This is a genomic window from Microbacterium sp. SL62 (assembly GCF_026672635.1).
GTDB classification, from domain to species: Bacteria; Actinomycetota; Actinomycetes; order Actinomycetales; family Microbacteriaceae; genus Microbacterium; species Microbacterium testaceum_A.
Genome location: NZ_JAPPRM010000001.1, coordinates 3,235,199 through 3,258,802 on the forward strand (window position 1 = coordinate 3,235,199; position 23,604 = coordinate 3,258,802).

Annotated in this window: 20 protein-coding genes; 9 read left to right on the forward strand and 11 right to left on the reverse strand. The window is 71.4% G+C overall.

From position 1 onward, the window contains the following. The first annotated feature begins 39 nt into the window (after positions 1 to 39). Both OVA26_RS15565 and OVA26_RS15570 read left to right on the forward strand, forming a co-directional pair. Positions 40 to 1,644 carry an ATP-binding protein gene (locus OVA26_RS15565; protein WP_268104762.1) on the forward strand — a complete coding sequence of 535 codons (1,605 nt, stop codon included), beginning with the start codon at positions 40 to 42 and terminating at the stop codon, positions 1,642 to 1,644. Beyond that, on the forward strand, positions 1,641 to 2,324 hold the full coding sequence (locus tag OVA26_RS15570) for a response regulator (protein ID WP_268104763.1): 684 nt from the start codon (positions 1,641 to 1,643) through the stop codon (positions 2,322 to 2,324). The genes OVA26_RS15565 and OVA26_RS15570 overlap by 4 nt, the downstream gene beginning before the upstream one ends. A gap of 27 nt (positions 2,325 to 2,351) precedes the next feature. On the opposite strand, the gene ald is transcribed toward OVA26_RS15570, so the two are convergent. Further along, positions 2,352 to 3,437 (reverse strand): alanine dehydrogenase, encoded by a 1,086-nt coding sequence (gene ald / locus OVA26_RS15575; protein ID WP_268104764.1) that lies wholly within the window; start codon positions 3,435 to 3,437, stop codon positions 2,352 to 2,354. A 155-nt stretch (positions 3,438 to 3,592) separates the two neighbouring features. On the opposite strand from ald, the gene OVA26_RS15580 reads away from it, so the two are divergent. Then, positions 3,593 to 4,066, forward strand: a complete 474-nt coding sequence (locus OVA26_RS15580) for an Lrp/AsnC family transcriptional regulator (RefSeq protein ID WP_144785944.1) — start codon at positions 3,593 to 3,595, stop codon at positions 4,064 to 4,066. Between the two features lie 67 nt (positions 4,067 to 4,133). Here the strand turns inward: OVA26_RS15580 and OVA26_RS15585 are convergent, their stop codons facing one another. Continuing rightward, the gene (locus OVA26_RS15585; RefSeq protein WP_268104765.1) at positions 4,134 to 5,000 is read right to left on the reverse strand and encodes an NAD(P)H-binding protein; all 867 of its coding nucleotides are present in this window, start codon (positions 4,998 to 5,000) and stop codon (positions 4,134 to 4,136) included. A gap of 85 nt (positions 5,001 to 5,085) precedes the next feature. On the opposite strand from OVA26_RS15585, the gene OVA26_RS15590 reads away from it, so the two are divergent. Next, the gene (locus tag OVA26_RS15590; RefSeq protein ID WP_268104766.1) at positions 5,086 to 5,808 is read left to right on the forward strand and encodes a TetR/AcrR family transcriptional regulator; all 723 of its coding nucleotides are present in this window, start codon (positions 5,086 to 5,088) and stop codon (positions 5,806 to 5,808) included. 33 nt (positions 5,809 to 5,841) lie between these two features. On the opposite strand, the gene mmuM is transcribed toward OVA26_RS15590, so the two are convergent. From mmuM to OVA26_RS15605, 3 genes are all read right to left on the reverse strand, one after another. Beyond that, positions 5,842 to 6,696, reverse strand: a complete 855-nt coding sequence (gene mmuM / locus OVA26_RS15595; protein WP_268104768.1) for a homocysteine S-methyltransferase — start codon at positions 6,694 to 6,696, stop codon at positions 5,842 to 5,844. Then, positions 6,693 to 7,199, reverse strand: a complete 507-nt coding sequence (locus OVA26_RS15600) for a MarR family winged helix-turn-helix transcriptional regulator (protein WP_268104769.1) — start codon at positions 7,197 to 7,199, stop codon at positions 6,693 to 6,695. The genes mmuM and OVA26_RS15600 overlap by 4 nt, the downstream gene beginning before the upstream one ends. 157 nt (positions 7,200 to 7,356) lie before the next feature. Then, positions 7,357 to 8,358 (reverse strand): LacI family DNA-binding transcriptional regulator, encoded by a 1,002-nt coding sequence (locus OVA26_RS15605; protein WP_268104770.1) that lies wholly within the window; start codon positions 8,356 to 8,358, stop codon positions 7,357 to 7,359. 173 nt (positions 8,359 to 8,531) lie between these two features. Between OVA26_RS15605 and OVA26_RS15610 the strand changes: the two genes are divergently transcribed. Genes OVA26_RS15610 through OVA26_RS15625 form a run of 4 tightly spaced genes read left to right on the forward strand, consistent with a single transcriptional unit; the run spans position 8,532 to position 14,086 of the window. Beyond that, positions 8,532 to 9,818, forward strand: coding sequence for an extracellular solute-binding protein (locus tag OVA26_RS15610; RefSeq protein WP_268104771.1), 1,287 nt, complete (start codon positions 8,532 to 8,534; stop codon positions 9,816 to 9,818). Positions 9,819 to 9,829: 11 nt separating this feature from the next. Continuing rightward, positions 9,830 to 10,843 carry a carbohydrate ABC transporter permease gene (locus tag OVA26_RS15615; RefSeq protein ID WP_268104773.1) on the forward strand — a complete coding sequence of 338 codons (1,014 nt, stop codon included), beginning with the start codon at positions 9,830 to 9,832 and terminating at the stop codon, positions 10,841 to 10,843. After that, positions 10,840 to 11,724 (forward strand): carbohydrate ABC transporter permease, encoded by an 885-nt coding sequence (locus OVA26_RS15620; protein ID WP_268104775.1) that lies wholly within the window; start codon positions 10,840 to 10,842, stop codon positions 11,722 to 11,724. The genes OVA26_RS15615 and OVA26_RS15620 overlap by 4 nt, the downstream gene beginning before the upstream one ends. 7 nt (positions 11,725 to 11,731) lie before the next feature. After that, entirely contained in the window at positions 11,732 to 14,086 is a 2,355-nt protein-coding gene (locus OVA26_RS15625) for a glycoside hydrolase family 3 N-terminal domain-containing protein (RefSeq protein ID WP_268104777.1), read from the forward strand. Positions 14,087 to 14,172: 86 nt separating this feature from the next. Here OVA26_RS15625 and OVA26_RS15630 read toward each other — a convergent pair whose 3' ends face one another. Beyond that, complete coding sequence (locus tag OVA26_RS15630; RefSeq protein ID WP_268104778.1) at positions 14,173 to 14,955, reverse strand: alpha/beta fold hydrolase; 783 nt, start codon at positions 14,953 to 14,955, stop codon at positions 14,173 to 14,175. 355 nt (positions 14,956 to 15,310) lie between these two features. Between OVA26_RS15630 and OVA26_RS15635 the strand changes: the two genes are divergently transcribed. Further along, entirely contained in the window at positions 15,311 to 16,867 is a 1,557-nt protein-coding gene (locus OVA26_RS15635) for a deoxyguanosinetriphosphate triphosphohydrolase family protein (protein ID WP_268104779.1), read from the forward strand. Between the two features lie 135 nt (positions 16,868 to 17,002). Here the strand turns inward: OVA26_RS15635 and OVA26_RS15640 are convergent, their stop codons facing one another. The 5 genes from OVA26_RS15640 to OVA26_RS15660 form a co-directional block, all read right to left on the reverse strand. Continuing rightward, complete coding sequence (locus OVA26_RS15640; RefSeq protein ID WP_268104780.1) at positions 17,003 to 18,085, reverse strand: SDR family oxidoreductase; 1,083 nt, start codon at positions 18,083 to 18,085, stop codon at positions 17,003 to 17,005. Between the two features lie 417 nt (positions 18,086 to 18,502). Beyond that, entirely contained in the window at positions 18,503 to 20,014 is a 1,512-nt protein-coding gene (gene araA / locus OVA26_RS15645) for an L-arabinose isomerase (RefSeq protein WP_268104781.1), read from the reverse strand. A gap of 20 nt (positions 20,015 to 20,034) precedes the next feature. Then, complete coding sequence (locus OVA26_RS15650; protein ID WP_268104782.1) at positions 20,035 to 21,618, reverse strand: xylulokinase; 1,584 nt, start codon at positions 21,616 to 21,618, stop codon at positions 20,035 to 20,037. Next, on the reverse strand, positions 21,615 to 22,331 hold the full coding sequence (locus OVA26_RS15655; RefSeq protein WP_056224118.1) for an L-ribulose-5-phosphate 4-epimerase: 717 nt from the start codon (positions 22,329 to 22,331) through the stop codon (positions 21,615 to 21,617). The genes OVA26_RS15650 and OVA26_RS15655 overlap by 4 nt, the downstream gene beginning before the upstream one ends. A 232-nt stretch (positions 22,332 to 22,563) precedes the next feature. Beyond that, entirely contained in the window at positions 22,564 to 23,538 is a 975-nt protein-coding gene (locus tag OVA26_RS15660) for a LacI family DNA-binding transcriptional regulator (protein ID WP_268104783.1), read from the reverse strand. Between the last annotated feature and the right edge of the window lie 66 nt (positions 23,539 to 23,604).

Consider the following 23,604-nt stretch of genomic DNA (forward strand, 5'->3'; position numbering starts at 1 on the left):
GTCGTATTGTTCACGGCAAGCGCGACGAAGGGCGGGGTGATGAGACTGAGCGTGGGTGGACGCCTGGCGTTGGTGTCCCTCGGTGTCGTGATCCTGGTCGCCGGCGTCCTGGCGGCGTTGTTATCGGTGCAGCTGAGCGACTCCGGCCAGCGCGAGGCCGAGAAGGTCACGCGTTCGGTGGCCGAGACGTTGGCGCACGAGCCCGACGTGGCCGCTCTCGTGGTGCAGCGCGACTCCGGTGCGCTGCAGCCGATGGTCGAGCAGATCCTCCCCGACGCCGACCTGTCGTTCGTCACGATCATGACCCCCGACGGCATCCGCCTCACCCACCGCAACCGGTCCGAGATCGGCGAGCAGTACATCGGTTCGCGGGCCGAGGCCCTCGCCGGGCAGACCTTCACCGAGGTCTACGAGGGCACTCTCGGTCCCTCGGTGCGCACCATCGTCCCCATCCGCGACGGTGGCGACGAGAACGGCGACATCGTGGGCCTCGTCGCCGTCGGGGTCACGCTCGGCGCCGTGCAGCAGGACCTCGCCGCTCGCGCACCGCTGATCGTGCTGGCATCCGCCGCCATCGTCGGGATGGGGGTACTCGGCGCCCTCTACGTCCGCCGCAGTGCCCGACGCGTGACCGGTTCGTACACGCCCGCCGAACTGTCGCGCCTCGTCGAGAGCTACGAGACGGTGCTGCACTCGCTCCGCGAGGGTCTCGTCGTCACCGATCGCTCCGGACGCATCGTCCTCTACAACGACGAAGCCGCCGACCTTCTGGGCCTTCCGCCCGCGTCCAGCGGGCAGGTCTCACTCGATCCGCGCGAAGTCGACATGGACGCCGGCCTCGCCGAGGCCATCGCGAGCGGTCGGCGCATGGTCGAGGAGACCGTCGTGAACGGAGAGCGGGTGCTGCTGGTCAACCAGGAGGAAGCGCGTGATCTCGCGGGGCGTCGCGCGCCCGAGCGCGGCCGGGTCATGACGCTGCGCGACCGCTCGGAGCTGCAGGCGCTACTCGGTGAGCTCGAGGGGGTCCGGACCCTCAGCGACACCCTCCGTTCCCAGACCCACGAGCACGGCAACCGGCTGCACGCCCTGCTGGCGCTGCTCGAACTCGGACGCATTGACGAGGCCCGCCGTCTGATCGTGGCCTCGACCGGCGAACGGCAGGAGCTCGCCGATCGCCTCGTCTCGGACGATGACGACGCCGTGGTCGTCGCCCTCCTGCTCGGCAAGCTCGACGAGGCGTCCGAGCGCGGAGTGCGCCTCGACCTCGACGTCGCCGAGCCCACGCCCGCACTCCCCCTCGCCGCGGCCGAGGCGGTCACCGTGGTGGGAAACCTCGTCGACAACGCCCTGGATGCCGCAGCGGCCGGCGCCGAACCCCGATGGGTGCGCGCGACCCTGCGTGAAGGCGGTGGCGACGTGGTGCTCGACGTCTCGGACAGCGGGGCCGGTTTCGACCCGTCGCTGCCCGACCCGTTCGCCTTCGGGGCGTCGACCAAGCCGGCGCACGCCCCCGGCGGCCGGGGCGTGGGCCTCGCCCTCGTCCGCGATATCGTCGCCGCCCACGGCGGAACCCTGCAGGTCGTGGCGGACCCCACCACCGTCCGCGTCTTCCTTCCCGCCGTCGCCGAGGCGGTGGTCTCGTGATCCGCGTGCTGGTCGTCGACGACGACGCCCTCGCCCTCGAACTCCACAGCGCGTACGTCGAGCGGGTGCCGGGCTTCGAGGTCGTGGGGCAGGCCGCGGGGGCGCGCGCCGCGGTCACCGCGCTGGTCGATCCCGACCGGCGGATCGATCTCGTCCTGCTCGACATGACGATGCCCGACGGCTCGGGTCTCGACGTGGCACGCCGACTGCGCGCCACCGGATCGCGCGTCGACATCATCGCCGTGACGGCCGTGCGCGACGCCGCGACCGTGCGGGCGGCCGTGTCGATCGGGGTCGTGCAGTACCTGATCAAGCCGTTCGCGTTCGCGGCGTTCCGGGAGCGGCTGGAAGCGTACCGTTCCTACGTCGAGGGTCTGGACCGCGCGGCGGGTGACGCGACCCAGTCGGAGGTCGACGCCCTGCTCGGGTCGCTGCGCACCGTGACCGCTCCGGGGCTGCCGAAGGGCCTCAGCGACGAGACGCTGCAGGCCGTCGCCGAGCGGGTGCGCACCGCCGCGGGCGCGGTGTCGTCGACCGAGGTCGGTGAGAGCGAGGGCATGTCGCGCGTGACCGCCCGCCGCTATCTCGAGCACCTCGCCGACGTGGGTCGCGTCCGCCGTGTGCCGCGCTACGGCGGACAGGGCCGCCCCGAGATCACCTACGCCTGGGTGCGCGGCTGACGGCCCGGCGTCCGCACTCCCACCGACTCAGAGGTCGAAGGCGGCGCGGACGCCCTCGTTCACGACCACGCCGGCGCGCACGTTCAGGCCCTTGGCGAGGGCGGGATCGGCGGATGCCGCGGCCTCCCAGCCCTGGTCCGCGATGCGCGTGATGTACGGGAGGGTGGCGTTCGACAGCGCGCGGGTCGAGGTGTGCGGCACCGCGCCGGGCATGTTCGCCACGCAGTAGTACAGCGCCTCGTGCACGCGGAACGTGGGCGCGTCGTGGGTGGTCGGGCGGGAGCCCTCGAAGCAGCCGCCCTGGTCGATCGCGATGTCGACGAGCACCGAGCCCGGCTTCATCGCGGCGACCATGTCGTCGGTGACGAGCTTGGGAGCCGCGGCGCCGGGAATGAGCACCGATCCGATCACGAGGTCGGCGTCAGCGAGCTGTTCGGCGATCTCGAGACGGGTGGACGCGCGGGTCTCGATCGCGCCGCCGAAGCGCTCCTCGATCTGGCGGAGCTTGGGCAACGAGATGTCGACCACCGTGACGCGGGCGCCGAGTCCGAGGGCGTTGGCCGCGGCGTGCTCGCCCGCGACCCCGCCGCCGATCACGACGACCTTCGCCCGCGGGGTGCCGGGGACGCCGCCGGGGAGCAGCCCGCGCCCGCCCGAGGCGCGCAGCAGGTGATGCGCGCCCTCAATGATCGAGAGGCGCCCGGCGACCTCGCTCATCGGCGCCAGGAGCGGCAGCGCGCGGTCGGCGGTCTGCACCGTCTCGTAAGCCACGGCCGTGGTGCCGGCGGCCATGAGGGCGTCGGTCAGCGGCCGGTCGGCCGCGAGGTGCAGGTACGTGAAAAGCGTGAGGTCGCGGCGCAGGAATCCGTACTCGGATGCGATGGGCTCTTTGACCTTCATCAGCAGTTCGGCGCGCGCCCAGGTCTCTTCGGCGGTGTCGACGATCTCGGCCCCGGCCGCGCGGTACTGCTCGTCGGAGAAGCCGCTGCCCTCACCCGCGCCCGCCTGCACGAAGACCTCGTGACCACGATGGACGAGCGAATCGACCCCCGCGGGCGTCATGGCGACGCGGTTCTCGTTGTTCTTGATCTCGGTCGGCACGGACACGCGCATGGGTTCCTCCTCGAGCGGATGAGCGTTGCCGAGAGGATCGCAGAAAAGAGTGTTTCCGTGGTGTTTCCGCGCAGATTCTTCGATTCTTGCGGCTTACCTGGCGATATCATCGGCTGAACGACCCCCACCGGGCTCGACGACGCGAAGGATCTACGGTGGCCGACGACGACCTGCACCCCCTCGACGCGCGCATCATCGAGCTGCTGTCGGCCGACGCGCGGATGACGAACGCCGCCCTCGCCGACGAGCTCGGGGTCGCGGCATCCACCGCCCATGCCCGCCTGCGGGGCCTCGTCGACCGCGGGCTCATCACCGGGTTCCACGCCGCCGTCGACCAGAGTCGCCTCGGCCGCGGACTGCAGGCGATCGTCGGGGTGACCCTGCGCCCGGGGCAGCGACAGGAGAGCATCCGCGCGTTCGCGCACGAGATCCGCCGCCACCCCGACGTGATCCAGCTGTTCTTCCTCGGTGGTGCCGACGACTTCCTCGTGCACATCGCCGTCGACGATTCGTCGGCCGTGCGCCGCTTCGTCGTCGACCACCTCTCCGCTCGGCACAGCGTCGCCTCGACGCGCACGAGCATCATCTTCGAGTACCACCGCAACGCCCTCGCGGCGGACTTCGACTGACCACACCCCCGCGTGAGGGGTCAGGAATCGTCGCGTCGAGGCACTCCAGGCGACAACGTCTGACCCCTCACGCGGACGGCGGGCCTACGAGCGACTCCACGACGCTCATCGCCGTGACGGGCTCACGCCCGAGGAGGTCTGAGAGCGTCGGGGCGGTCCCGGCGAAGAAGCCACCGGACGCCGCGCGGAAGAACCCCAGAGTGAACGGGACCGCACCCTCGGGTTGGCCGGCTGCGATCGCCCTGCGCGCCCACTCGTCCTCGTCGACCACCTCGAAGCCCACGTCGCGACGGGCCGCCTCTCCCGCCCAGCGCGCGAGGTCGGCGAAGCGGGGCGTGTCGGCCGCCGTCAGCGTCACGGGCCCCAGAGGCAGTTCGTCGCTCAGGAGGAGAACCGCAGCAGCCTCGGCTGCGTCTTCGCGCGAGGTCCATGACACCGGCCCGTCGGCGGGCACCGCCACCACGCCCGTCTCACGCCACGGTCCGAGCATCCACTCGAGCGAGTGAGCGTAGAACCCGTTGCGCAGCGCCGTCCACCGCAGGCCCGAGTCGGCGAGCAGCGCCTCGGTCGCCGCGTGGTCGCGCGCGGGACCGAAGGGGGAGGCCGAGTGGGCACCCTGGTGACTCGTATACAGCACGTGACCGACCTCGGCGATCCGCGCGGCGTCGACGGCCGCGGCATGCAGGGCGACGGCGTCGGCGCCCCGATCGTTCGACGAGACGAGGAGCAACCGATCGGCACCCTCGAACGCCGACGGGAGACTCGTCGGGTCCGCGTAGTCGCCGCGACGAACCGCGACTCCGCGCTCGGCGAATCGCCCGGCGCGAGAGGGATCGCGGACGACGAGAGTGAGGTTCGCGGGGCCGACGGTCTGCAGCAGGTGGTCGACCGTCCGGGCGTTCAGGGCGCCCGTTGCGCCAGTCATGGTGATCATCGTCATGCTCCTTCTGTTATCGATGGAAACAGTGAGAAGCTAACAGCGATTACCGCTGATAACAACTCTTTGTTATCGTCGAACCATGACTCCTGCGGCGCCCCGAGACGACGTGCGTGAGCGGATCGTGGGAGCCGCGGCGGAGATCCTCCGCACCGAAGGGTCGGCGGGCGTCACGACGCGGGCGGTAGCCGAACGCGCGGGCGTTCAGGCTCCGACGATCTACCGCCTGTTCGGCGACAAGGACGGCCTGCTCGACGCGGTCGCCGAGCACGCGATGGCCCTCTTCAGCGCGTCGAAGACCTCCGCCCTGACGTCTGCCCCCGCCTCGAAGGATCCGGTGGGCGAACTCCGCGAAGCGTGGGGCGAGACGGTGCGGTTCGGCCTCGACAACGCGGACCTCTACGTCATCCTCAGCGACCCGCGCCGCGGCCGGGATTCCCCCGCCCTCGCGAACGGCGTCCGCGCGCTCGCGGAGCGAGTGCGCCGCGTGGCCGCGGCGGGGCGCCTGCGCGTCGCCGAGGCTCGCGCCGTCGCACTGATCCACGCCGCCGGTACGGGCGCCATTCTGTCGCTCCTCGAACAGCCGATCGGCGAGCGCGACCCCGAGCTCGCGACCACTCTGCTCGACGCCGTCCTCGATCGCATTCTCGTCGAAGAGGAAGAGTCCACGGCAGACGAGATGCCCGCCGCCCATCGCGCCGCCGCCATCACCCTGCGCGCGGTCACGGACGACCTCACCGCCCTCTCAGCCCGCGAGCGCGCCCTGCTCGCCGAATGGCTCGACCGAGTCATCGACAGTCACTGACGCCACGTCAGGAACGGGCGGCGCGAGCGGACCTCAGCGCACCGCGGCCGCGATCGCGGCGATGTCGGCGGGCGTCGACCGGCAGCAACCGCCGACCAGACGAGCGCCGGCGGCGACCCACGCGGGCGCGTCGTCGGCGAGCGGGGCGGCGCCGCCGTGCCAGGTGCGGGTCGCGGCATCCCAGGTCTCGCCCGTGTTCGGGTAGACCACCAGCGGCAGGCCCGGGGCGTCTTCGAGCGCGGGCCGCACCGAGCCGGGGGCGCAGCAGTTGACGCCCACCGCGACGACACCGGGAGCGGATGCCGCTTCGCGCAGTGCCGCGGCGAGCGCCCCGCGCCCCGCGAAACCGGTGCTGTCGGCCGAGAGGCTGACGAAAGCGGGCATGTCGAGCGCGGCGAGCTCGAGCGCGAGGGCCTCCACCTCGAGCGGCGAGGGGATCGTCTCGATCGCGAGGACGTCGGCTCCGGCATCCGCGAGCACGTGCAGGCGTCGGCGGTGAGCCTCGCGCAGCTCGGCGAGCGAGAGCCCGTACGCGCCGGTGTACTCGCTGCCGTCGGCGCGGAGCGCTCCGACCGGACCGACGGATGCCGCGACCACCGCCGCGCCGGCCTCTCGCGCCACGGCCACCGAACGGCGCAGCAGCGCCTCGACCTCGGCATCCGGAATCCGTCCGGCGAAACCGATCTGGTATGACGCGGTGATCACGACCTCGGCGCCCGCGGCGACGAACTCGGCGTGGGCGGCGCGCACCTCTTCGGGGTCGTCACGCAGCACTCGCGCCGACCAGAGGTCGCTCGTGACGTCGTTGCCGCGCGCCTCGAGCAGCGTACCCAGGCCGCCGTCGAGGATGACGGGGCGCTCGGTCAGAGCGGTGGCGAGGTCGATCACGCCTCGTGCGTCTCGCCGGCGGCGAGGACGCGCAGGGCACTCGCGAGCAGGGCCTGGTCCTGTCGGCTGACATCGCGCAGGGCTTCGGCCTCGAGGCGGACGAGCTCGGTCATCGCGGCATCCACCCGCTCGATACCCTCGGCGGTGATCGCGACGAGGATCGCACGACCGTCGGAGGGGTTGGGGCGTCGGTTCACGAGGCCGCGCTCGGCGAGCTTGTCGAGACGGTTGGTCATGGCGGCGCTGCCGATCATGGTGGCGGTGATCAGGCGCGTGGCGCTCAGCTCGGTGCCCGCGCGCCGGAGCACCGCGAGCACGTCGAACTCCCACACGGCGATGTCGGCACTCGCGAACGCTTTCGCGCGGAGCTTCGACAGGTGGAAGGCCGCGCGACGCAGGCGCGACATCACGTCGAGGGGTGTCAGGTCGACCTCGGGCAGCAGCTGCGACCAGGCGTCGATGAGGAGGTCGACCTCGTCGTCTTTACTGCTCGCGGTAGGCATTCTTCGACGGTACCGGAGCCGCGGGGTGTCGCGGCGCGCGACGGGCGGTGCGGACGCGGCGAACGAGCGTCGAGCGTCGGTGGGTCGGGACGGTTCGAGGCATGACCGCGCGTGGCGGGTGGAGCGGCGGATGCCGGCATCCCCCCGCCCTGCCGCTTCAGCGCACGCGCGGGGGCGCCGTCGTCCCGCGCGCGACGAGGCGGGTCGGTAGCTCGATATGCGTCTCGGGCAAAGTGTCACCGGCGAGGAGCGTCAGCACCATCCGCACGGCCTCGGCGCCGAGGCGCTTCATCGGCTGGCGGACCGTGGTCAGGGCCGGTTGGGCGCGCGCGGCCTCGGGGACGTCGTCGAAACCGACCACCGACAGGTCGTCGGGCACGGTCAGTCCGCGCGCGCCGGCGACCTCGATGATCGACAACGCCGACAGGTCGTTCGCCGCGAACACCGCCGTGGGCGGATCGTCGAGCGAGAGCATGGCCTCGGCGGCCTCGCGGGCGACGTCCTGGGCGTAGCGGCCGACGCCGACGAGAGCGGGGTCGAAGGCGATGCCGGCGGCCGCGAGCCCCGCCCGGTACCCCGAGGCGCGGGCGACCGCCGAGCGCAGGTCGGGCCGCCCCGCGATGAACCCGATGCGGCGGTGACCGAGCTGCGCAAGGTAGTGCACCGCCTGCTGCGCGCCGGTGTAGCTGTCGGACTCGACGGTCGGCACATCACCTCGGCCCGTGTGCGGGTCGATCGCGACGATCGGCACCTCGCCCGAGACGTTGACGACCGTGGGGGTGACGATGATCGCCGCATCGATGAGCGTTCCGCTCAGCCGGCTGAGCGAGCGACGCTCCCACCCTTCGCCGTCGCGACGGGCACCGGTGTACGCGAGCAGGTCGTACCCGGTGTCGGACAGGGCTCCCCCGACGCCCTTGAGGATCTCCGCCGAGAACGGCTCGATGTCGGCCACGAGTACGCCGATCACGCCGGTGCGACGCGAGCGCATGCTGCTCGCGACGAGGCTGGATTCGTAGCCGAGGGTCTTCACCGCCTCGAGCACGCGGCTCACCGTCTCGGGCGAGACGCCGTAGCGACCGTTCACCGCTTTCGACACCGTGGCCACCGAGACCCCGGCCGCCGCGGCGACGTCGTGAATGGTCGGGCGCCTCGTCATGGCATCCGACCCTAGCGTGGAAATCATTTTCGAAAACGTTTGACGACCCCTCCGCCCGCGGGCGACACTGCTGACACCTCGGGGGCAGCAGACCCCGAAAGCGCATGAACGGCGGAGCAGCCGAACACCGACGCGTCCCACGGCGCACCTCGACGAAGAGAAACGGGAATCACATGAACACGCGCAAGATCCTCGCCGGAGCGGCCCTCGCCGTCGCCGGCACCCTCGCGCTCGGCGGGTGCGCCGCAGGCGGCGGCAGCGGCCAGAACGCCGACGGCAGCGTCACCCTGACGCTCTGGCACAACTCCACCACCGGCGACGGCAAGAAGTACTGGGAAGACACCGCCGCCGCCTTCGAAGCGGCGAACCCGGGCGTCACCATCGAGATCCAGGCCGTGCAGAACGAAGAGATGGACGGCAAGCTTCAGACCGCCCTCAACTCGGGCGACGCCCCCGACCTGTTCATGGCCCGCGGCGGCGGCAAGCTCGCCGACATCGTCACCGCCGGCCAGGCCATGGACCTGACCGACAAGATCTCGGCCGACGCCAAGACCGCGCTGGGCTCCTCGCTGTCGGCGTTCGAGATCGACGGCAAGAACTACGGCATGCCCGTCGCCGTGCTCCCCTCGGGCATCTTCACCTCCCAAGACCTGCTCACCGCCGCCGGCGTCACCGCGGCGCCGAAGACCATCGACGAGCTCGAGGCTGCCAACGCCAAGATCAAGGCGACCGGTGTCGCCCCGATCGCCGTCGGCGCGAAGGACGCCTGGCCCGCCGCCCACTGGTACTACAACTTCGCACTGCGCGCCTGCTCGAAGGACGTGCTCGACTCCGCCGCCGCGAGCCGCAGCTTCGACGACCCGTGCTGGCTGAAGGCCGGCGAAGACCTGCAGTCCTTCCTCGCCACCCAGCCCTTCAACGACGGCTTCCTCACCACCGCCGCCCAGCAGGGCGCCGGTTCGTCGGCGGGTCTGCTGGCCAACCACCAGGCCGCCATGGAGCTCATGGGCGCGTGGGACCCGGGCGTGATCGCCTCGCTGACCCCCGACGAGCAGCCCCTGGCCGACCTCGGCTGGTTCCCCTTCCCCGAGGTCTCGGGCGGCGACGGCGAGCCGGGCGCCATGATGGGCGGCGTCGACGGCTACTCGTGCTGGGTCAACGCTCCCGCGCAGTGCACCGACTTCTTGAACTTCCTCGTGAACAAGCAGAACCAGGAGGCCTACGCGAAGGCGTTCCAGACCCTCCCCGCCTCGAGCGAGGCCGAGGGAGCGGTGACGACCCCCGCGCTGAAGTCGGTGCTCGAGGCCTACTCGAAGGCGCCCTACGTCTCGGTGTGGCTCGACACCCTCTACGGCCAGAACGTCGGTAACGCGCTGAACGTCGCCGTCGTCGACCTGTTCGCCGGCAAGGGTTCGCCGCAGGGCATCGTCGACGCCGTCAACGCCGCCGCGTCCCGCTGAGGACACCGCTCATGACGACGCAGCTCGCCGCCTCGGCGACCGACGCCGGGTCTCGCCGCCCGGCCGGGGAGGGTGCGCAGCGCAGCCCCTCGGCCGGGCGGCCGCCCGCGCGGCGGCGGCTCGAGAACTGGCGCATCCGCGGCGAACTCGCGATCCTCCTGGGCCCCGCCCTGGTGGTGTTCGTGTCGTTCGTCATCCTCCCCGTCGCCCTGGCCGCGTACTACGGCTTCTACAAGTGGTCGGGCTTCGGCACTCCGGTCGACTTCGTCGGCATCCGCAACTACGTCACGATCCTCACCGACCCCGCGTTCCACGAGGCCCTCGGCCACAACGCGTTCATCGTGGTCGGCTCTCTCGTGCTGCAGGGGCCCCTCGCCCTCGGACTCGCGCTGCTCCTGAACCGCAAGATGCGGGCGCAGTCGCTCATCCGCGTGCTGATCTTCGTGCCCTACGTCATCTCGGAGGTCGTCGTCGGTCTCGGCTGGGGCCTCATGCTGCAGTCGGGCGGGGCGCTGAACGGGGCTCTCGAGAAGATCGGGCTCGGCGCCCTCCGCGCCGACTGGATCTCCGATCCGGCGCTCGCCATCTGGACGCTTCTGATCATCATCACGTGGAAGTACATCGGCTTCGCGGTGATCCTCTTCCTCGCCGGCCTTCAGGGCATTCCCGAGGAGCTGAGCGAGGCCGCGGCCATCGACGGTGCCTCGTACTGGCAGATCCAGCGTCACATCGTGCTGCCGCTGATGGGTCCGACCATCCGCATCTGGGCGTTCCTGTCGATCATCGGCTCGCTGCAACTGTTCGACCTTGTCTGGATCATCTGGGGCCAGTACGTCGCCTCGACCGCCGGCACCTCGACCATGGCCACCTACATGGTCGCCAACGGCCGCAACGCGGGCAGCTTCGGCTACGGCAGCGCCGTGGCCGTGGTCATGTTCCTCATCTCGCTCGCCGTCGCCCTCATCTACCAGCGCTTCGTGCTGCGGCGCGACACCGCCGGCGCCCTCACCGGAGGCCCCAAATGACCGCCACCGCCACCCTCGTTGCCCCCAAGGCCCCGCGCTCGTCGTTGCACTCCCCCGCCGGGGCGAAGCGCTCCACCTCGGTGCTCGTCGGCTTCGTCGCCCTGCTGCTGATCGGCATGATGCTGGCCCCCGTGGTCTACATCATCCTCGGCGGCTTCCGCTCGAACGCCGAGATCACCGTCGACCCGGCGGGCTTCCCGACCACCTGGAACTGGCAGAACTACGCCGACGTGCTCGGCAGCCCCATCTTCTGGGGCCAGGTCGGCAACTCCGCCATCGCGGCGATCGCCACGACGGTCTTCGTCGTCGCGCTGGGTCTGATGGCGGCCTACGCCCTGGCGCGCTACCGTTTCCGCGGTCGCGGCGCGGTGTTCGCGCTGTTCACCGCGGGCCTGATGTTCCCGATGACCGTGGCCATCACGCCGCTGTACATCCTCGTTCGCAACCTCGGCCTGATGAACTCGCTCGCGGGCGTCATCGTTCCGCAGATCGCGTTCGCGCTGCCGCTGACGATCATCATCCTGTCGCCGTTCCTCGCGGCGATCCCGAGCGAGCTGCAGGAGGCCGCCTCGATCGACGGGCTCGGCCGGCTCGGCTTCTTCTGGCGCATGGTGCTGCCCCTCGCCGTTCCCGCGGTCGTGACCGTCGGCATCCTGGCCTTCGTCAACAGCTGGAACTCGTACATGCTGCCGCTGTTCATCCTCAACAACGAGGCCGCCTTCACGCTGCCCCTCGGCACACAGGCCTTCGCCTCGCAGTACTCCGTCGACACCGCGCGGGTACTGGCATTCACTTCGCTGTCGATGATCCCCGCTCTGCTGTTCTTCAGTGTCTTCGAGCGTCGGATCGTCGGCGGCCTCACCGGCGCCGTGAAGGGCTGACCCCACCATGACCATCCAGAACACCGACGTCGGTGCTGCCCGGGTACCCGGAACGTCCCCCCGCGTGCGAGCGCTCGTGGCCGAGATGACCCTCGACGAGAAGCTCGCGCAGCTCGTCGGGTACTGGGTCGACCAGGGCGACGAGGTCGTCGCTCCGCTCTCGGGCGAGAAGGTCACCACCACCGCCTACGCCGACGCCACGGTGCACGGGCTCGGCCACCTGACCCGTGTGTACGGCACGCGACCGGTCGACCCGGTCGAGCGCGCCCAGTGGCTGTGGGGCGAACAGCGTCGCCTGCAGGCCGAGACGCGCCTCGGCATCCCCGCGCTCGTCCACGAGGAATGCCTCACCGGTTTCGCGGCGTGGAAGGCGGCAACCTTCCCCACGCCCCTGGCCTGGGGCGCATCCTTCGATCCGGATGCCGTCGAGCTCATGGCATCCGCCATCGGTCGCTCGATGCGCGAGGTCGGTGTGCACCAGGGGCTCGCTCCGGTGCTCGACGTCGTGCGCGACGCGCGGTGGGGACGCGTCGACGAGTGCATCGCCGAGGATCCGTACGTCGTGGGCACGATCGGCACGGCGTACGTCCGCGGGCTCCAGGAGGCGGGCGTGCACGCGACGCTGAAGCACTTCGTCGGATACTCCGCCTCGCGCGCCGGGCGCAATCACGCCCCCGTGTCGGCCGGGCAGCGCGAACTGCAGGACGTCTTCCTCCCCCCGTTCGAGATGGCCGTGCGCGACGGCGGCGTGCGCAGCGTCATGAACTCGTACACCGAGATCGACGGGGTGCCCGTCGCGTCGAATCCCGAGCTGCTGACCGACCTCCTCCGCCGCCGGTGGGGCTTCGACGGCACGGTCGTCTCCGATTACTTCGCCGTGGAGTTCCTCCGCTCGATGCACGGGATCGCCGCCGACCGCGGCGAGGCCGCACAGCTCGCCCTCGAGGCCGGGATCGACGTCGAGCTTCCGGGGCCCGACGCCTACCCGTATCTGGCCGAGCGGGTGGCATCCGGCGCCCTTCCCGAGTCCGCGGTCGACCGGGCGGTCGCGCGCGTACTCGCCGAGAAGGAAGATCTCGGACTGCTGGATGCCGACTTCTCCGAGGCCCCGGCCACGGTGGACCTCGACGACGCCGAGCATCGCGCACTGGCCCGTCGCTTGGCCGAGGAGTCGGTCGTCCTCCTGCGCAACGAGGGCGTCCTGCCCCTCGCCGCCCCGGGCCGGATCGCCCTGATCGGCCCGAACGCCGACAGCGCCGAGGCGCTCATGGGCTGCTACTCGTTCGCGAACCACGTGCTCGCGCACCACCCGAGCTTCCCGCTCGGCTTCGCGCTGCCCACCGTCCGCGAGGCGCTCGTCGAGCGCTTCGGCGACGTCGCCTACGCCGAGGGATGCGCGGTCGAGGGCACCGACCTCTCGGGCCTGGATGCCGCGGCCGCCCTCGCCCGCGACGCCGAGGTCGCGATCGTCGTCGTCGGCGACCGCGCCGGGCTGTTCGGCCGCGGCACCGTGGGCGAAGGCAACGACGCCGATTCCCTCGACCTGCCCGGCGTGCAGCGCCAGCTCGTCGAGGCGATCGTCGCGACCGGGACCCCCGTCGTGCTGGTGCTGTTGACCGGCCGCCCCTACGCGCTCGACTGGGCACTCGACACCGCGGGCGGTCCCGCCGCGGTGCTGCAGGCGTTCTTCCCCGGAGAGGAGGGCGCGCCGGCACTGGCTTCGCTGCTAGCGGGGGATGCCACCCCCTCGGGGCGCCTGCCCGTCTCGCTGCCCCGCTCCGCGGGCGCGCAGCCGTACTCGTACCTGCACCCCCTGCTCGGCGGCCCCTCGGGGGTCACGAGCACCGACCCGACCCCCGTGCGGCCGTTCGGGTTCGGGTTGTCGTATACCTCGTTCGAGCGGGGGGAGCTGCGGGTGGACGGGGTCGCGGCGGCCCCCTCTCGCGGCGACGCCGGTGTGTCGGCATCCGGAGACGCTGCCGAGGTTCGGGCCGGTGATGCATTCACCGTCTCGGCTCGCGTGACGAACACCGGAGCCCGGCGCGGGGCGGACGTCGTTCAGGTGTACGCGCACCGCGCGGTGGCCAGCGTCACGCGACCGCTCGCGCAGCTCGTGGCGTACGCGCGGGTCGAGCTCGATCCCGGCGAGAGCGCCGAAGCGCGCTTCACCGTGCCCGCGTCGCGTTTGGCGTACAGCGATCGTGCGCTGCGACGCGTCGTCGAGGCGGGCGAGGTGGAGCTGCGGCTGGGACCGTCGTGCGCGGCGGTCGACGAGGCGATTGCTCTGCGGATCACCGGGCCGACGTACGAGCTGGGCGTCGACGACGCGCGGATCGTCGAGGTGGAGGTGCGGAGGGAGTGAGGCACCGGCGCGGCGCGAAACGGAGCACAACGTTTCGCGCCACCCTCGGAGCGTGACTGCTGGCGACGGTTGCGCGGCCCGCCGCGTCAGCTGGTGCGGTCGAGGATGAGACGTGTCGCTTCGCGGGGAGCGTCCCATTGCGGGAAGTGGCCGCATCGTTCAAACCAGTGGAGCGAGGCGTCCGGGAAGAGTCGCGCGGCGCGATCAGCTTGTTTCGGCACGGTCACCAGATCGCGCCGGCCCCATCCGATGGTGACCCGGCCGGGTACCGTGCCCGCGGGGGCACCCTCTTGCAGGGGGCCTTTGGTGAGGGCGTCCAGGGCAGCTCCGACCGAGGGGGAATCGGCCAGTCCGCGCACGTCCGGCAGTACGGTCTCGCGCGCGAGGGCCCAGGGGCGCGCCGACAACTGCGCCAGAAGCAGCGTCCGCCCGACGGGGTTGCCGAGCAAGGCCGGCATCGCGGCCCGCAACGCGCGGACCAGCACGATCGACGGGCGCAGCGTGGCGGCGAAGACAGCGCGCTCGCGCCGACTCCAGAAGCCGCCGGGGTCCAACGCCACGGTGTCTCCGCCGACTCCCCTCCGCGCGAGCTCGAGCACGATTCGGCCACCCATCGACTGGCCGACGGTGGACACGTCGTCCAGCCCCTGCTCGCGGATGAAATCCGCGACGGAGTCGGTCAGCGTGGCGATGGAGACGTCGCCGGACAGCGGCGGCGTCTCACCGAACCCCGGCAGGTCGACGGCGATGACCTCTCGGTGCCGGGCCAAGTCGTCGAGGATCGGAGCCCAGGACTGCCAGCCCGCGCCCAAGCCGTGTACGAGCAGCAGGGGGCTGCCCTCCCCGCGTCGGATGTGGTTCAGCGTCACACGCGCCACGCTAACCCGGGCACCCTTCGAACGCGCGGCGGGCTCCGACGATTGCTTCGGCCGGAACAGAGGCGTATAACCGGGCGCGCGACCTCGATGCGCCGCACCGGGCGACGAGGTCTCCCACTCCGCTATCTTTTCCGCGACGGATCCGGCGACCGGCCTGAGCCCGCTGCGCCTCGCCCGTCCTGGCGGCCATCGCGACCTATCGCTCCCGACGGCGCAGGCCCGCGTCTCCGCGTCGTCGCCGCGCCTGCCCGCGCCCCACCCGGGCCGTCGGCGGGGAACAACGACGCCCGGGCGGAAACCGCACGTTAGCGTGGTCACACGTCGCCGACGCCCCGAGAGGACCGCCTTGCTCCCCGATCAGATCACTCCCCCGGCAGCCACCGCGCGCCGGGAGCACGGAAACGCAGAGCACGATGCCGTCATCGGCAACGCGGCATCCCGGATCCACCCTGACCGCGACGACGTGCACGCCGACCCCTGGTCGATCGACCTCGAGCGCATCCAGTTCTCGCCGTACTTCTCGCGCCTGTCGGCGGTCACGCAGGTGGTCTCCCCCTCGATCGGCGGCGCGCCCGTGCACAACCGCCTCACCCACACGCTCAAGGTCAGCGCGATCGCGCGCGTCGTCGCCCTGCAGCTGAACACCCGCTCGCGCCGGGCCGGTGAGGGCGACGTCTGCAACGCCACCGTCGTCGAGGCGGCCGCCTACGCGCACGATCTCGGCCACCCGCCCTTCGGACACCTCGGCGAGTCCACCCTCGACCGTCTCGCGCGAGAAGAGCTCGGCCTCCCCGACGGATTCGAGGGCAACGCCCAGACCTATCGCATCCTCACCGCCCTCGACGTGGTCGAGAACGCCCCGCGCGGGCTCAATCTCACCGCCGCCGTGCGCGCGGCCTCGGCGAAGTACCCGTGGGCACCATCGGTCGACGCCGCCGACGTCGAACGGATCGGCCCGCCCCGCGGCATCCGTCGCTCCCCCGACGGCGCGTACCGCGTGCACAAGTACTCGGCCTACGACCTCGACCTCGCCGATCTCGTCGAAGCCCGGCAGGGAGTGGATGCCGAGCCCCTCCGCCAGAGCGTCGAAGGCGCGGTGATGGACCTCGCCGACGACATCGCCTACTCGGTGCACGACGTGGACGACTTCTACCGAGCGGGGATCCTCGACCACGCTCCCATCGCCGCCGAGTTCCGCGGGTGGCTGGATGACGTCCTCGAGTGGCGCGATCGCGATGACGCCGAGGTCCGCGCCGAACTCATGCCCGGCGCCGGCCTCGAGCGACTGCGCCGCAAGATGCGCCGCGACGACCCCTGGATCGCCGACGACGAGGCCTTCCTCGCCGCCGTCAGCGACGTGGATGCCGAGATGGTGACCGACCTGCTGGCGCGCCCGTTCGACGGGTCGCTGACGGCGGAGCGTCGTCTCGCCGCCTTCACCGATCGCTGGATCCGCCGGTTCCAGGAGTCGGCGGACCTCCGTCCCCTCGACACCCCGCGCGCGGGGCCCGTCGTGCTGTCGCCCTGGGCGTGGCACCACGTCGAAGTGCTGAAGTTCGTGCACAAGAGGTTCGTGCTCAGCCGCCCCGACCTCGCCATCCAGCAGCGCGGAATGAGCCGCATCCTGGCCCGGTCGGTGCGCGCGCTCGGCGAGTGGCTCGACGACGACCTCGACCGCGCCCGCACTCCTCGGCGGCTGCGCGAGCTCATCGCGCTGGCCCGCGAGCAGTACGCGTCCCTTCCCGCCGAGCGTCGCCCCTCGGACGCCGAGGCCGAGAATCTCGCGCGATCCCGCGGAATCGTGGACTACGTGGCCTCCCTCACCGATTCGCAGGCGTTCGCCCTGTCGGAGGCGATCTCGGGTCGCGCCGACCGGCTGTGGGCGCTGGGGCAGCGGCTGTAGGTCGGTTCGGGGCGGGTTCTTCCGCTCGGGCCGGGAAATCTCGCGCCGCGAACGGAAAGATGCGCCCCACACCGCTCGCTCCGAAATGGGGGCCCTACGTCACCGCCGACGGATGGGTCGCCCCGTCGCTCCTCCTCAGGGGATGAGCCGCGCCGCGCGGTACCGCTGGAAGAGCTTCGTGAACGAGTCGCGCGTGCGGTGATGCTCGGTGAAGCCCGCGAGGCGGCTCTTCGACATGTCGGTCATGACCTCGATGTCGCGCCCGAGATCGGCATCGGTGTGCCACCACGAGGCGACGCGCGTGATGTCGGGTTCGACGAGTCCGTGCTGCTCGACGATCTCGGCCCACACCGGCGCCGCATCGGCCATCTGCTGCTCGAACGGGCGCGGAGCGGTGTCGAATCCCTCCGCCTCGACACCGAGGTCGGCCGCGATGCGCGGCCACATCCAGCGCCACCGGAAGACGTCGCCGTTCGCGGTGTTGAAGGCCTCGTCAGCGCCCTCGGGGTGCGTGGCCGCCCAGACCATCTGGCTCGCGAGCAGGTCGGCGTCGGTCACATCGGTGAGGCCGTTCCACTGGGTCTCGCTACCCGGGAAGACGAGCGGTCGACCCGTGTGCCGGCTGATCGCGGCGGCGGCGGCGATCGTGAGCCCCATGTTCATCGCGTTGCCGACCGCATGACCGAGAACCGTGTGCGAACGGTGGACCGACCACGTGAAGCCCTGACGGCGGGCGGCGGCGAACAGCTCGTCCTCCTGCGCGTAGTAGAAGTTGTCGACGTCGAGTCGCGGCTCGTCCTCGTGGAACGGGGTGTCGGGCATCTCGCCCTGGCCGTACGCCTCGAAGGGCCCGAGGTAGTGCTTGAGCCCGGTCATCAGGGCGACATGACGCACCGGAGCGTCTGAGAGCGCCGCGAGCAGGTCGCGGACCATGCCGCCGTTGACGGCGATGTTCTCGGCCTCGGTGTCCTGCCGCGACCACGCGGTGAAGAAGACGTGGGTGACGGGCAGGTCGGCCAGCGCCGCGCGCAGCGACTCGAGCGAGCGCAGGTCGGCGGAACGCCATCCGACACCCGGACGCTCCGCACCCGGCCGACGGGAAAGGCCGGTCACCGCCCATCCCTCGTCGGAGAGTCGGTCGATCAGGGCGCCGCCGGCGATACCGGTGGCGCCGACCACGAGGGCGTGCGCGGATTGAGTCAAAACGGGGGTTCCCATCGGTCGAGGTGAACGAACAGAAACCGTGCGAGGTCGAGGGGTATTCCTCGGCCGGGTTCCGGCCCGGCGCCGACCACAGGTTCTCCGTGCCCCGGATGCCACGGCATCCATGTCCCAAAAAGCGCTGGCTGGACACCGCGCACACCGCACGATCGGGGACACACCCCCACGGAAATGGGGACATGCCCCCTCCGCACCGGATGCCACTGCACCCATGTCCCGACAACTCCGGGCTGAGCCGGCGCACACGAGAAAGTGCCCCGGATCCGGGGCGGCCCACCGCCACCACGGATCCGGGGCACGGTCCGCTCGCCGAGGCGGTAAGGGGCACCTCGGCGAGCGGGGCGCGTCCCGAGCGAACGGGAGGCGCACGCGCCGCGTCACCCCGGGGCAGTGCGGCACCCGGGGTGACGGGTCTTACAGGCCCTGGGCCAGGCGGTAGTACGCCTGGTTCCAGCGCAGCTCGCTCTGGAAACCGCGGACCGTGGTGTCGTCGTCGATCACGACGAGCTCGGTCTTGGCGATCTCGGCGAAGTCGCGGAACACCTCGATGCCCACGGCCGTCGTCATGACGGTGTGGTGGGCGGCGCCGGCGGCGAGCCAGCAGCCGGCCGAGGTCGCGAAGTCGGGGGCGGGCTTCCACACCGCGCGGCCCACGGGGAGCTTCGGCAGGTCGGGCGCGTCGACGTTCTCGACGACGTTCGCCACCAGACGGAAGCGGTCGCGCATGTCGCTCATCGCGACGACGAGCGCGGGGCCCGCGTCGGCGGTGAAGACCAGGCGCACCGGGTCGTCCTTGCCGCCGATGCCCAGCTCGTGGATCTCGAGGCGGGGCTTCTTCGTGGTCAGCGAGGGCGAGACCTCGAGCATGTGCGCTCCGAGGATGCGCTCGGAGCCGGGGACGAGGTCGTAGGTGTAGTCCTCCATGAGCGAGGCGCCACCGGGCAGGCCCGCGCCCATGACGTTGGCGACGCGCACGAGGATCGCGGTCTTCCAGTCGCCCTCGGCGCCGAAGCCGTAGCCCTCGGCCATGAGGCGCTGCACCGCGAGACCGGGCAGCTGCTTCAGCGCGCCGAGGTCTTCGAACGAGGTGGTGAAGGCGCCGAAGCCGCCCTCCTCGAGGAACGAGCGCAGGCCCAGCTCGATCGCCGCGCCGTCGCGCAGCGACTGGTGACGCGCGCCACCGGGGAGCAGTTCGTCGACGACGTCGTAGCTGTCGACGTACTCCTGCACGAGCGCGTCGATGTCGGCATCCGATGCCGCTTCGACGGCCTCGACGAGCTCGTTGACGCCCCACGTGTTGACCTGCACGCCGAAGCGCAGCTCGGCCTCGGTCTTGTCGCCCTCGGTGACGGCGACGAAGCGCATGTTGTCGCCGAAGCGCGCGAGCTTGAGGGTGCGGGCGGCGGTCCAGCCGGCTGCGGCGCGCTCCCAGTCCTCGATCTGCTGGCGCACGGCGGGGTTCGACACGTGGCCGACGACCGTCTTGCGCGAGACGCCGAGGCGCGTCTGGATGTACCCGAACTCGCGGTCGCCGTGGGCGGCCTGGTTGAGGTTCATGAAGTCGAAGTCGATGTCGTTCCACGGCAGCTCGACGTTGGCCTGCGTGTGCAGGTGCAGCAGCGGCTTCTGCAGCGCGTCCAGGCCCGAGATCCACATCTTGGCGGGGCTGAACGTGTGCATCCACGCGATGACGCCGATGACGTCGTCGCGGCCGTTGATCTCGAGCGCCATGCGGCGGATGCTGTCGGAATCCTTCAGCACGGGCTTCCAGACGACCTTCACCGGCAGACCGTTCAAGCCCTCGACGACGGCCTGCGACTGCTCGGCGACCTGCTTCAGCGTCTCTTCGCCGTAGAGGTTCTGGCTGCCGGTGACGAACCAGACCTCGTAACCGTCGAGGTCGTTCTTGAGGGGGGTGCGAGTCATGACTGTTCCTTTTCGGGTGATCAGAGGGATGCCACGGCGGCGGCCTCGACGGCGAGGCCGGCGCGGTAACGGTGGAGGTAGGACGAGAACCCGGCCACATCGGCAGGCTCGGGATCGGCGGTGACGATCGCGGCGGTGGCGAACACCGTCTCGCGCAGCCACGAGTCGAGGTCGCGGCCGGAGTCGTCGGCGACGTACGCCGCGAGCACGGCCATTCCCCACGCCCCGCCCTCGGACGCCGTCTCGGCGACCGCGACGGGTGCGTCGAGGGCGGCGGCGAGGAAGCGCTGGGCGACGCCCGCCGTGCGGAACATGCCGCCGTGCGCGTACATCTTGTCGAGCTGCACGCCCTCGCCGTGGAGCACGTCCATACCCAGCGCGAGCGTTCCGAAGACGCCGTAGAGCTGCGCGCGCATGAAGTTCGGCAGCGTCAGACGGCTGTCGGGGGTGCGCACGACCAGCGGTCGGCCCTCGTCGAGACCCGCAATGGGCTCGCCGGCGAGGTGGTTGTAGGCGAGCAGTCCGCCGGCGTCGGCCTCGCCGTTCAGCGCCGCTTCGAAGAGCGCCGCGTAGGTGGCATCCGGGGTCACCGGGGTGCCGGCGGCGGCGGCGAACGCGGTGAACATGTTCGCCCACGCGGCCAGCTCGCTCGCGCCGTTGTTGCAGTGCACCATCGCGACCGCGTCACCCGAAGGGGTCGTGACGAGGTCGAGCTCGTGGTGCACCTCGGTGAGCGGGCGCTCGAGCACGACCATCGCGAAGATGCTCGTACCGGCGCTGACGTTTCCGGTGCGGGGAGCCACGGCGCAGGTCGCGACCATGCCAGTGCCCGCGTCGCCCTCGGGAGGAGCGAACGGGATGCCGGGGCGCAGGGTCCCGCTCGGGTCGAGCAGCGTCGCACCGGCATCGGTCAGCGCGCCGGCGGCGGTGCCCGCCACGAGCACGCGCGGCAGCAGGTCGTTCAACGCGGGCACCCGACCCGCGGCGAGCGCGTCGTAGCGCGCGACGAGCTCGGCGTCGTAGTCGCGGATGGCGGAGTCGATCGGGAACATGCCCGAGGCATCGCCCACGCCGAGCACCTTCTCACCGGTGAGCTTCCAGTGCACGTACCCCGCGAGGGTGGTGAGGAAGCGGATCTCGGGCACGTGCGGCTCGGCGTCGACGACGGCCTGGTGCAGGTGCGCGATCGACCAGCGGAGCGGGATGTTCACTCCCAGCAGCTCGGTGAGCTCGGTCGCCGCGACACCGGTGTTGGTGTTGCGCCACGTGCGGAAGGGCGCGAGCAACTCGCCGTCGGCGTCGAAGGCCAGGTAGCCGTGCATCATCGCCGACACACCCATCGCGGCGTAGCGCTCGGGGGTGACGCCGAAGCGCTGCTGCACGTCGGCGACCAGTGCGGCGTAGGCGGCCTGCAGGCCCGACCACACGGCATCCAGCGAATACGTCCAGAGCTTGTCGGCGTAGACGTTCTCCCACTCGTGGGAGCCGGTGGCGAGCACTTCGGCGTCGGGGCCGATGAGGCACGCCTTGATGCGGGTGGAGCCGAGCTCGATGCCGAGGCTGGCGCGGCCCTCTTCGAGCAGTGCGGTGGTGTGGGCGGTCATCGGCGGTCGTCCGTGCTCTGTCCGTAGACGTTCTGGTAGCGGTTGTAGAGGGCGTCGATCTTGTCCTGCGGGATCGGGATGAGCGGGCCCGCCTCACGCGCGATGTGCACGGTGCGGGCGACGTCTTCGAGCATGACGGCGGCCTTGACGGCGTCCTTCGCGTTCGTGCCGATCGTGAAGGGACCGTGGTTCTGCATGATCACGCCGCGCGAGCGGTGGCCGCGCAGGGTCTCGACGATGCCGCGGCCGATCGAGTCGTCGCCGATGATCGCGAACGGGCCGACCGGGATGGGTCCACCGAACTCGTCGGCCATCGCGGTGATGACGCAGGGGATCTCTTCGCCGCGGGCGGCCCAGGCGACGCCGTAGGTGGAGTGCGTGTGCACGACCCCGCCGACCTCGGGCATGTTCCGGTACACGTAGGCGTGCGCCGCGGTGTCGCTCGAGGGGCTGCGCTCGGAGCCGGGCGTGCCGGGGATCGCGTTGCCGTCGAGGTCGCAGAGGATCATGTTCTCGGGAGCCAGGTCGTCGTACGAGACGCCGGAGGGCTTGATGACGAACAGGTCGGCGCCGGGCACGCGACCCGAGACGTTGCCGCCGGTCCAGACGATGAGGTTGTAGCGCACGAGCTCGGCGTGCAGTTTCGCGACGTCGGCGCGGACGGCGTCGATCGCCTCCTGCACCTCGGGCGCGAACGTGGCGGCATCGGACACGCGTGTCTCCTTCGACGGGGTCGGGTGGGGCCGGTTCGATGTTACCGGTAACATCGCGGCGACGCGAGGGGCAGCACGGCGGCGGCGTGCGCCGCGGGCCCGGCGCGAGCACCGGCCCGCACTGAGGACGCATCCATTCGCCGAGGACGCACGGGATTCGCGCCGAACACGTGCGGTCTCGATGAACGCCTGCGGCCTCGATGACGGACACCGCCGGTCGCGTCGCACCGGCTCAGCGCGAGCGGGGCGGAGCGCTCGAATCGCGCACGACGAGCACGGGCGCCGCCGGCGGCTCCGTCGCCTCCCCGACGACGGCGGCCACCGCGTACTCGGCCTCGCCCTCGACGTCCAGTCGCACCGTGGTGAGCGCGGGCGTGTAGAACGCGGCATCCGGGTTGTCGTCGAAGCCCGTGACCGACACATCTGCGGGGACCCCCAGACCCCGGACGGCGAGGCCTGCGATGAGGCCCAAGGCCATCTGGTCGTTGGCGACGGCGACAGCGGTGGCGCCCGCGGCGATGCGGGCGGCGATCGCGTCGGCGACGGCGGATCCCGAGGCGGCGCTCCAATCCCCCTCGACCCGATCGACGAGATCGAGTGCCCGCCGGGTCACGGCGCCGGTGACCCCGGCGGTGCGAGCGAGGGCCTCGCGCCAGTCGGAGGGCCCGGCCAGCTCGACGATCGAGCGGTGTCCGAGGTCCGCGAGATGTTCCACGACGAGGGTGGCCGCATCGCGCTGGCGGGCCCCGGACTCGCCGTACAGCGGCACGATGGGAACGTCGTATCCCTCGAGCGGAGTGGCCCCGTGCGCCGCGACCAGCACGATCCCGTCGACGCCCTGATCGAGCAGGTGCCGCACCGCGGCGTCGATGTCGGCGGGGTCGTCGGAGTCGGTGTACGCCGTCGAGATCCACCGCCCGCGCGTCCGCGCCGCCCGCTCCAGAGCGGCGATGCCGGCCGAGGGCCCGTGGAGCACGGCATCGGATGCCACGACCCCGACCGTGCGCGTCAAGCTCGTGCCCAGCGCTCGCGCGGCGTTGTTGACGCGGTAATCCAGCTCGGCGACCGCGGCGAGCACGCGCTCGCGCGTGCTCTCGCGGATGCCCGCGTAGCCGTTGAGCACGCGCGAGACTGTCTGCGTCGAGACCCCCGCGGCGGCGGCGACCTCGCGCACGCCGATGCGCTTGCCCCCGACCTCGCCGCTCATGGTCCCTCACAGTAGCGGCGCGCAACCCCCTCGGCCGACCGCACGGCGCGGGAGCGCTCCCGCAGT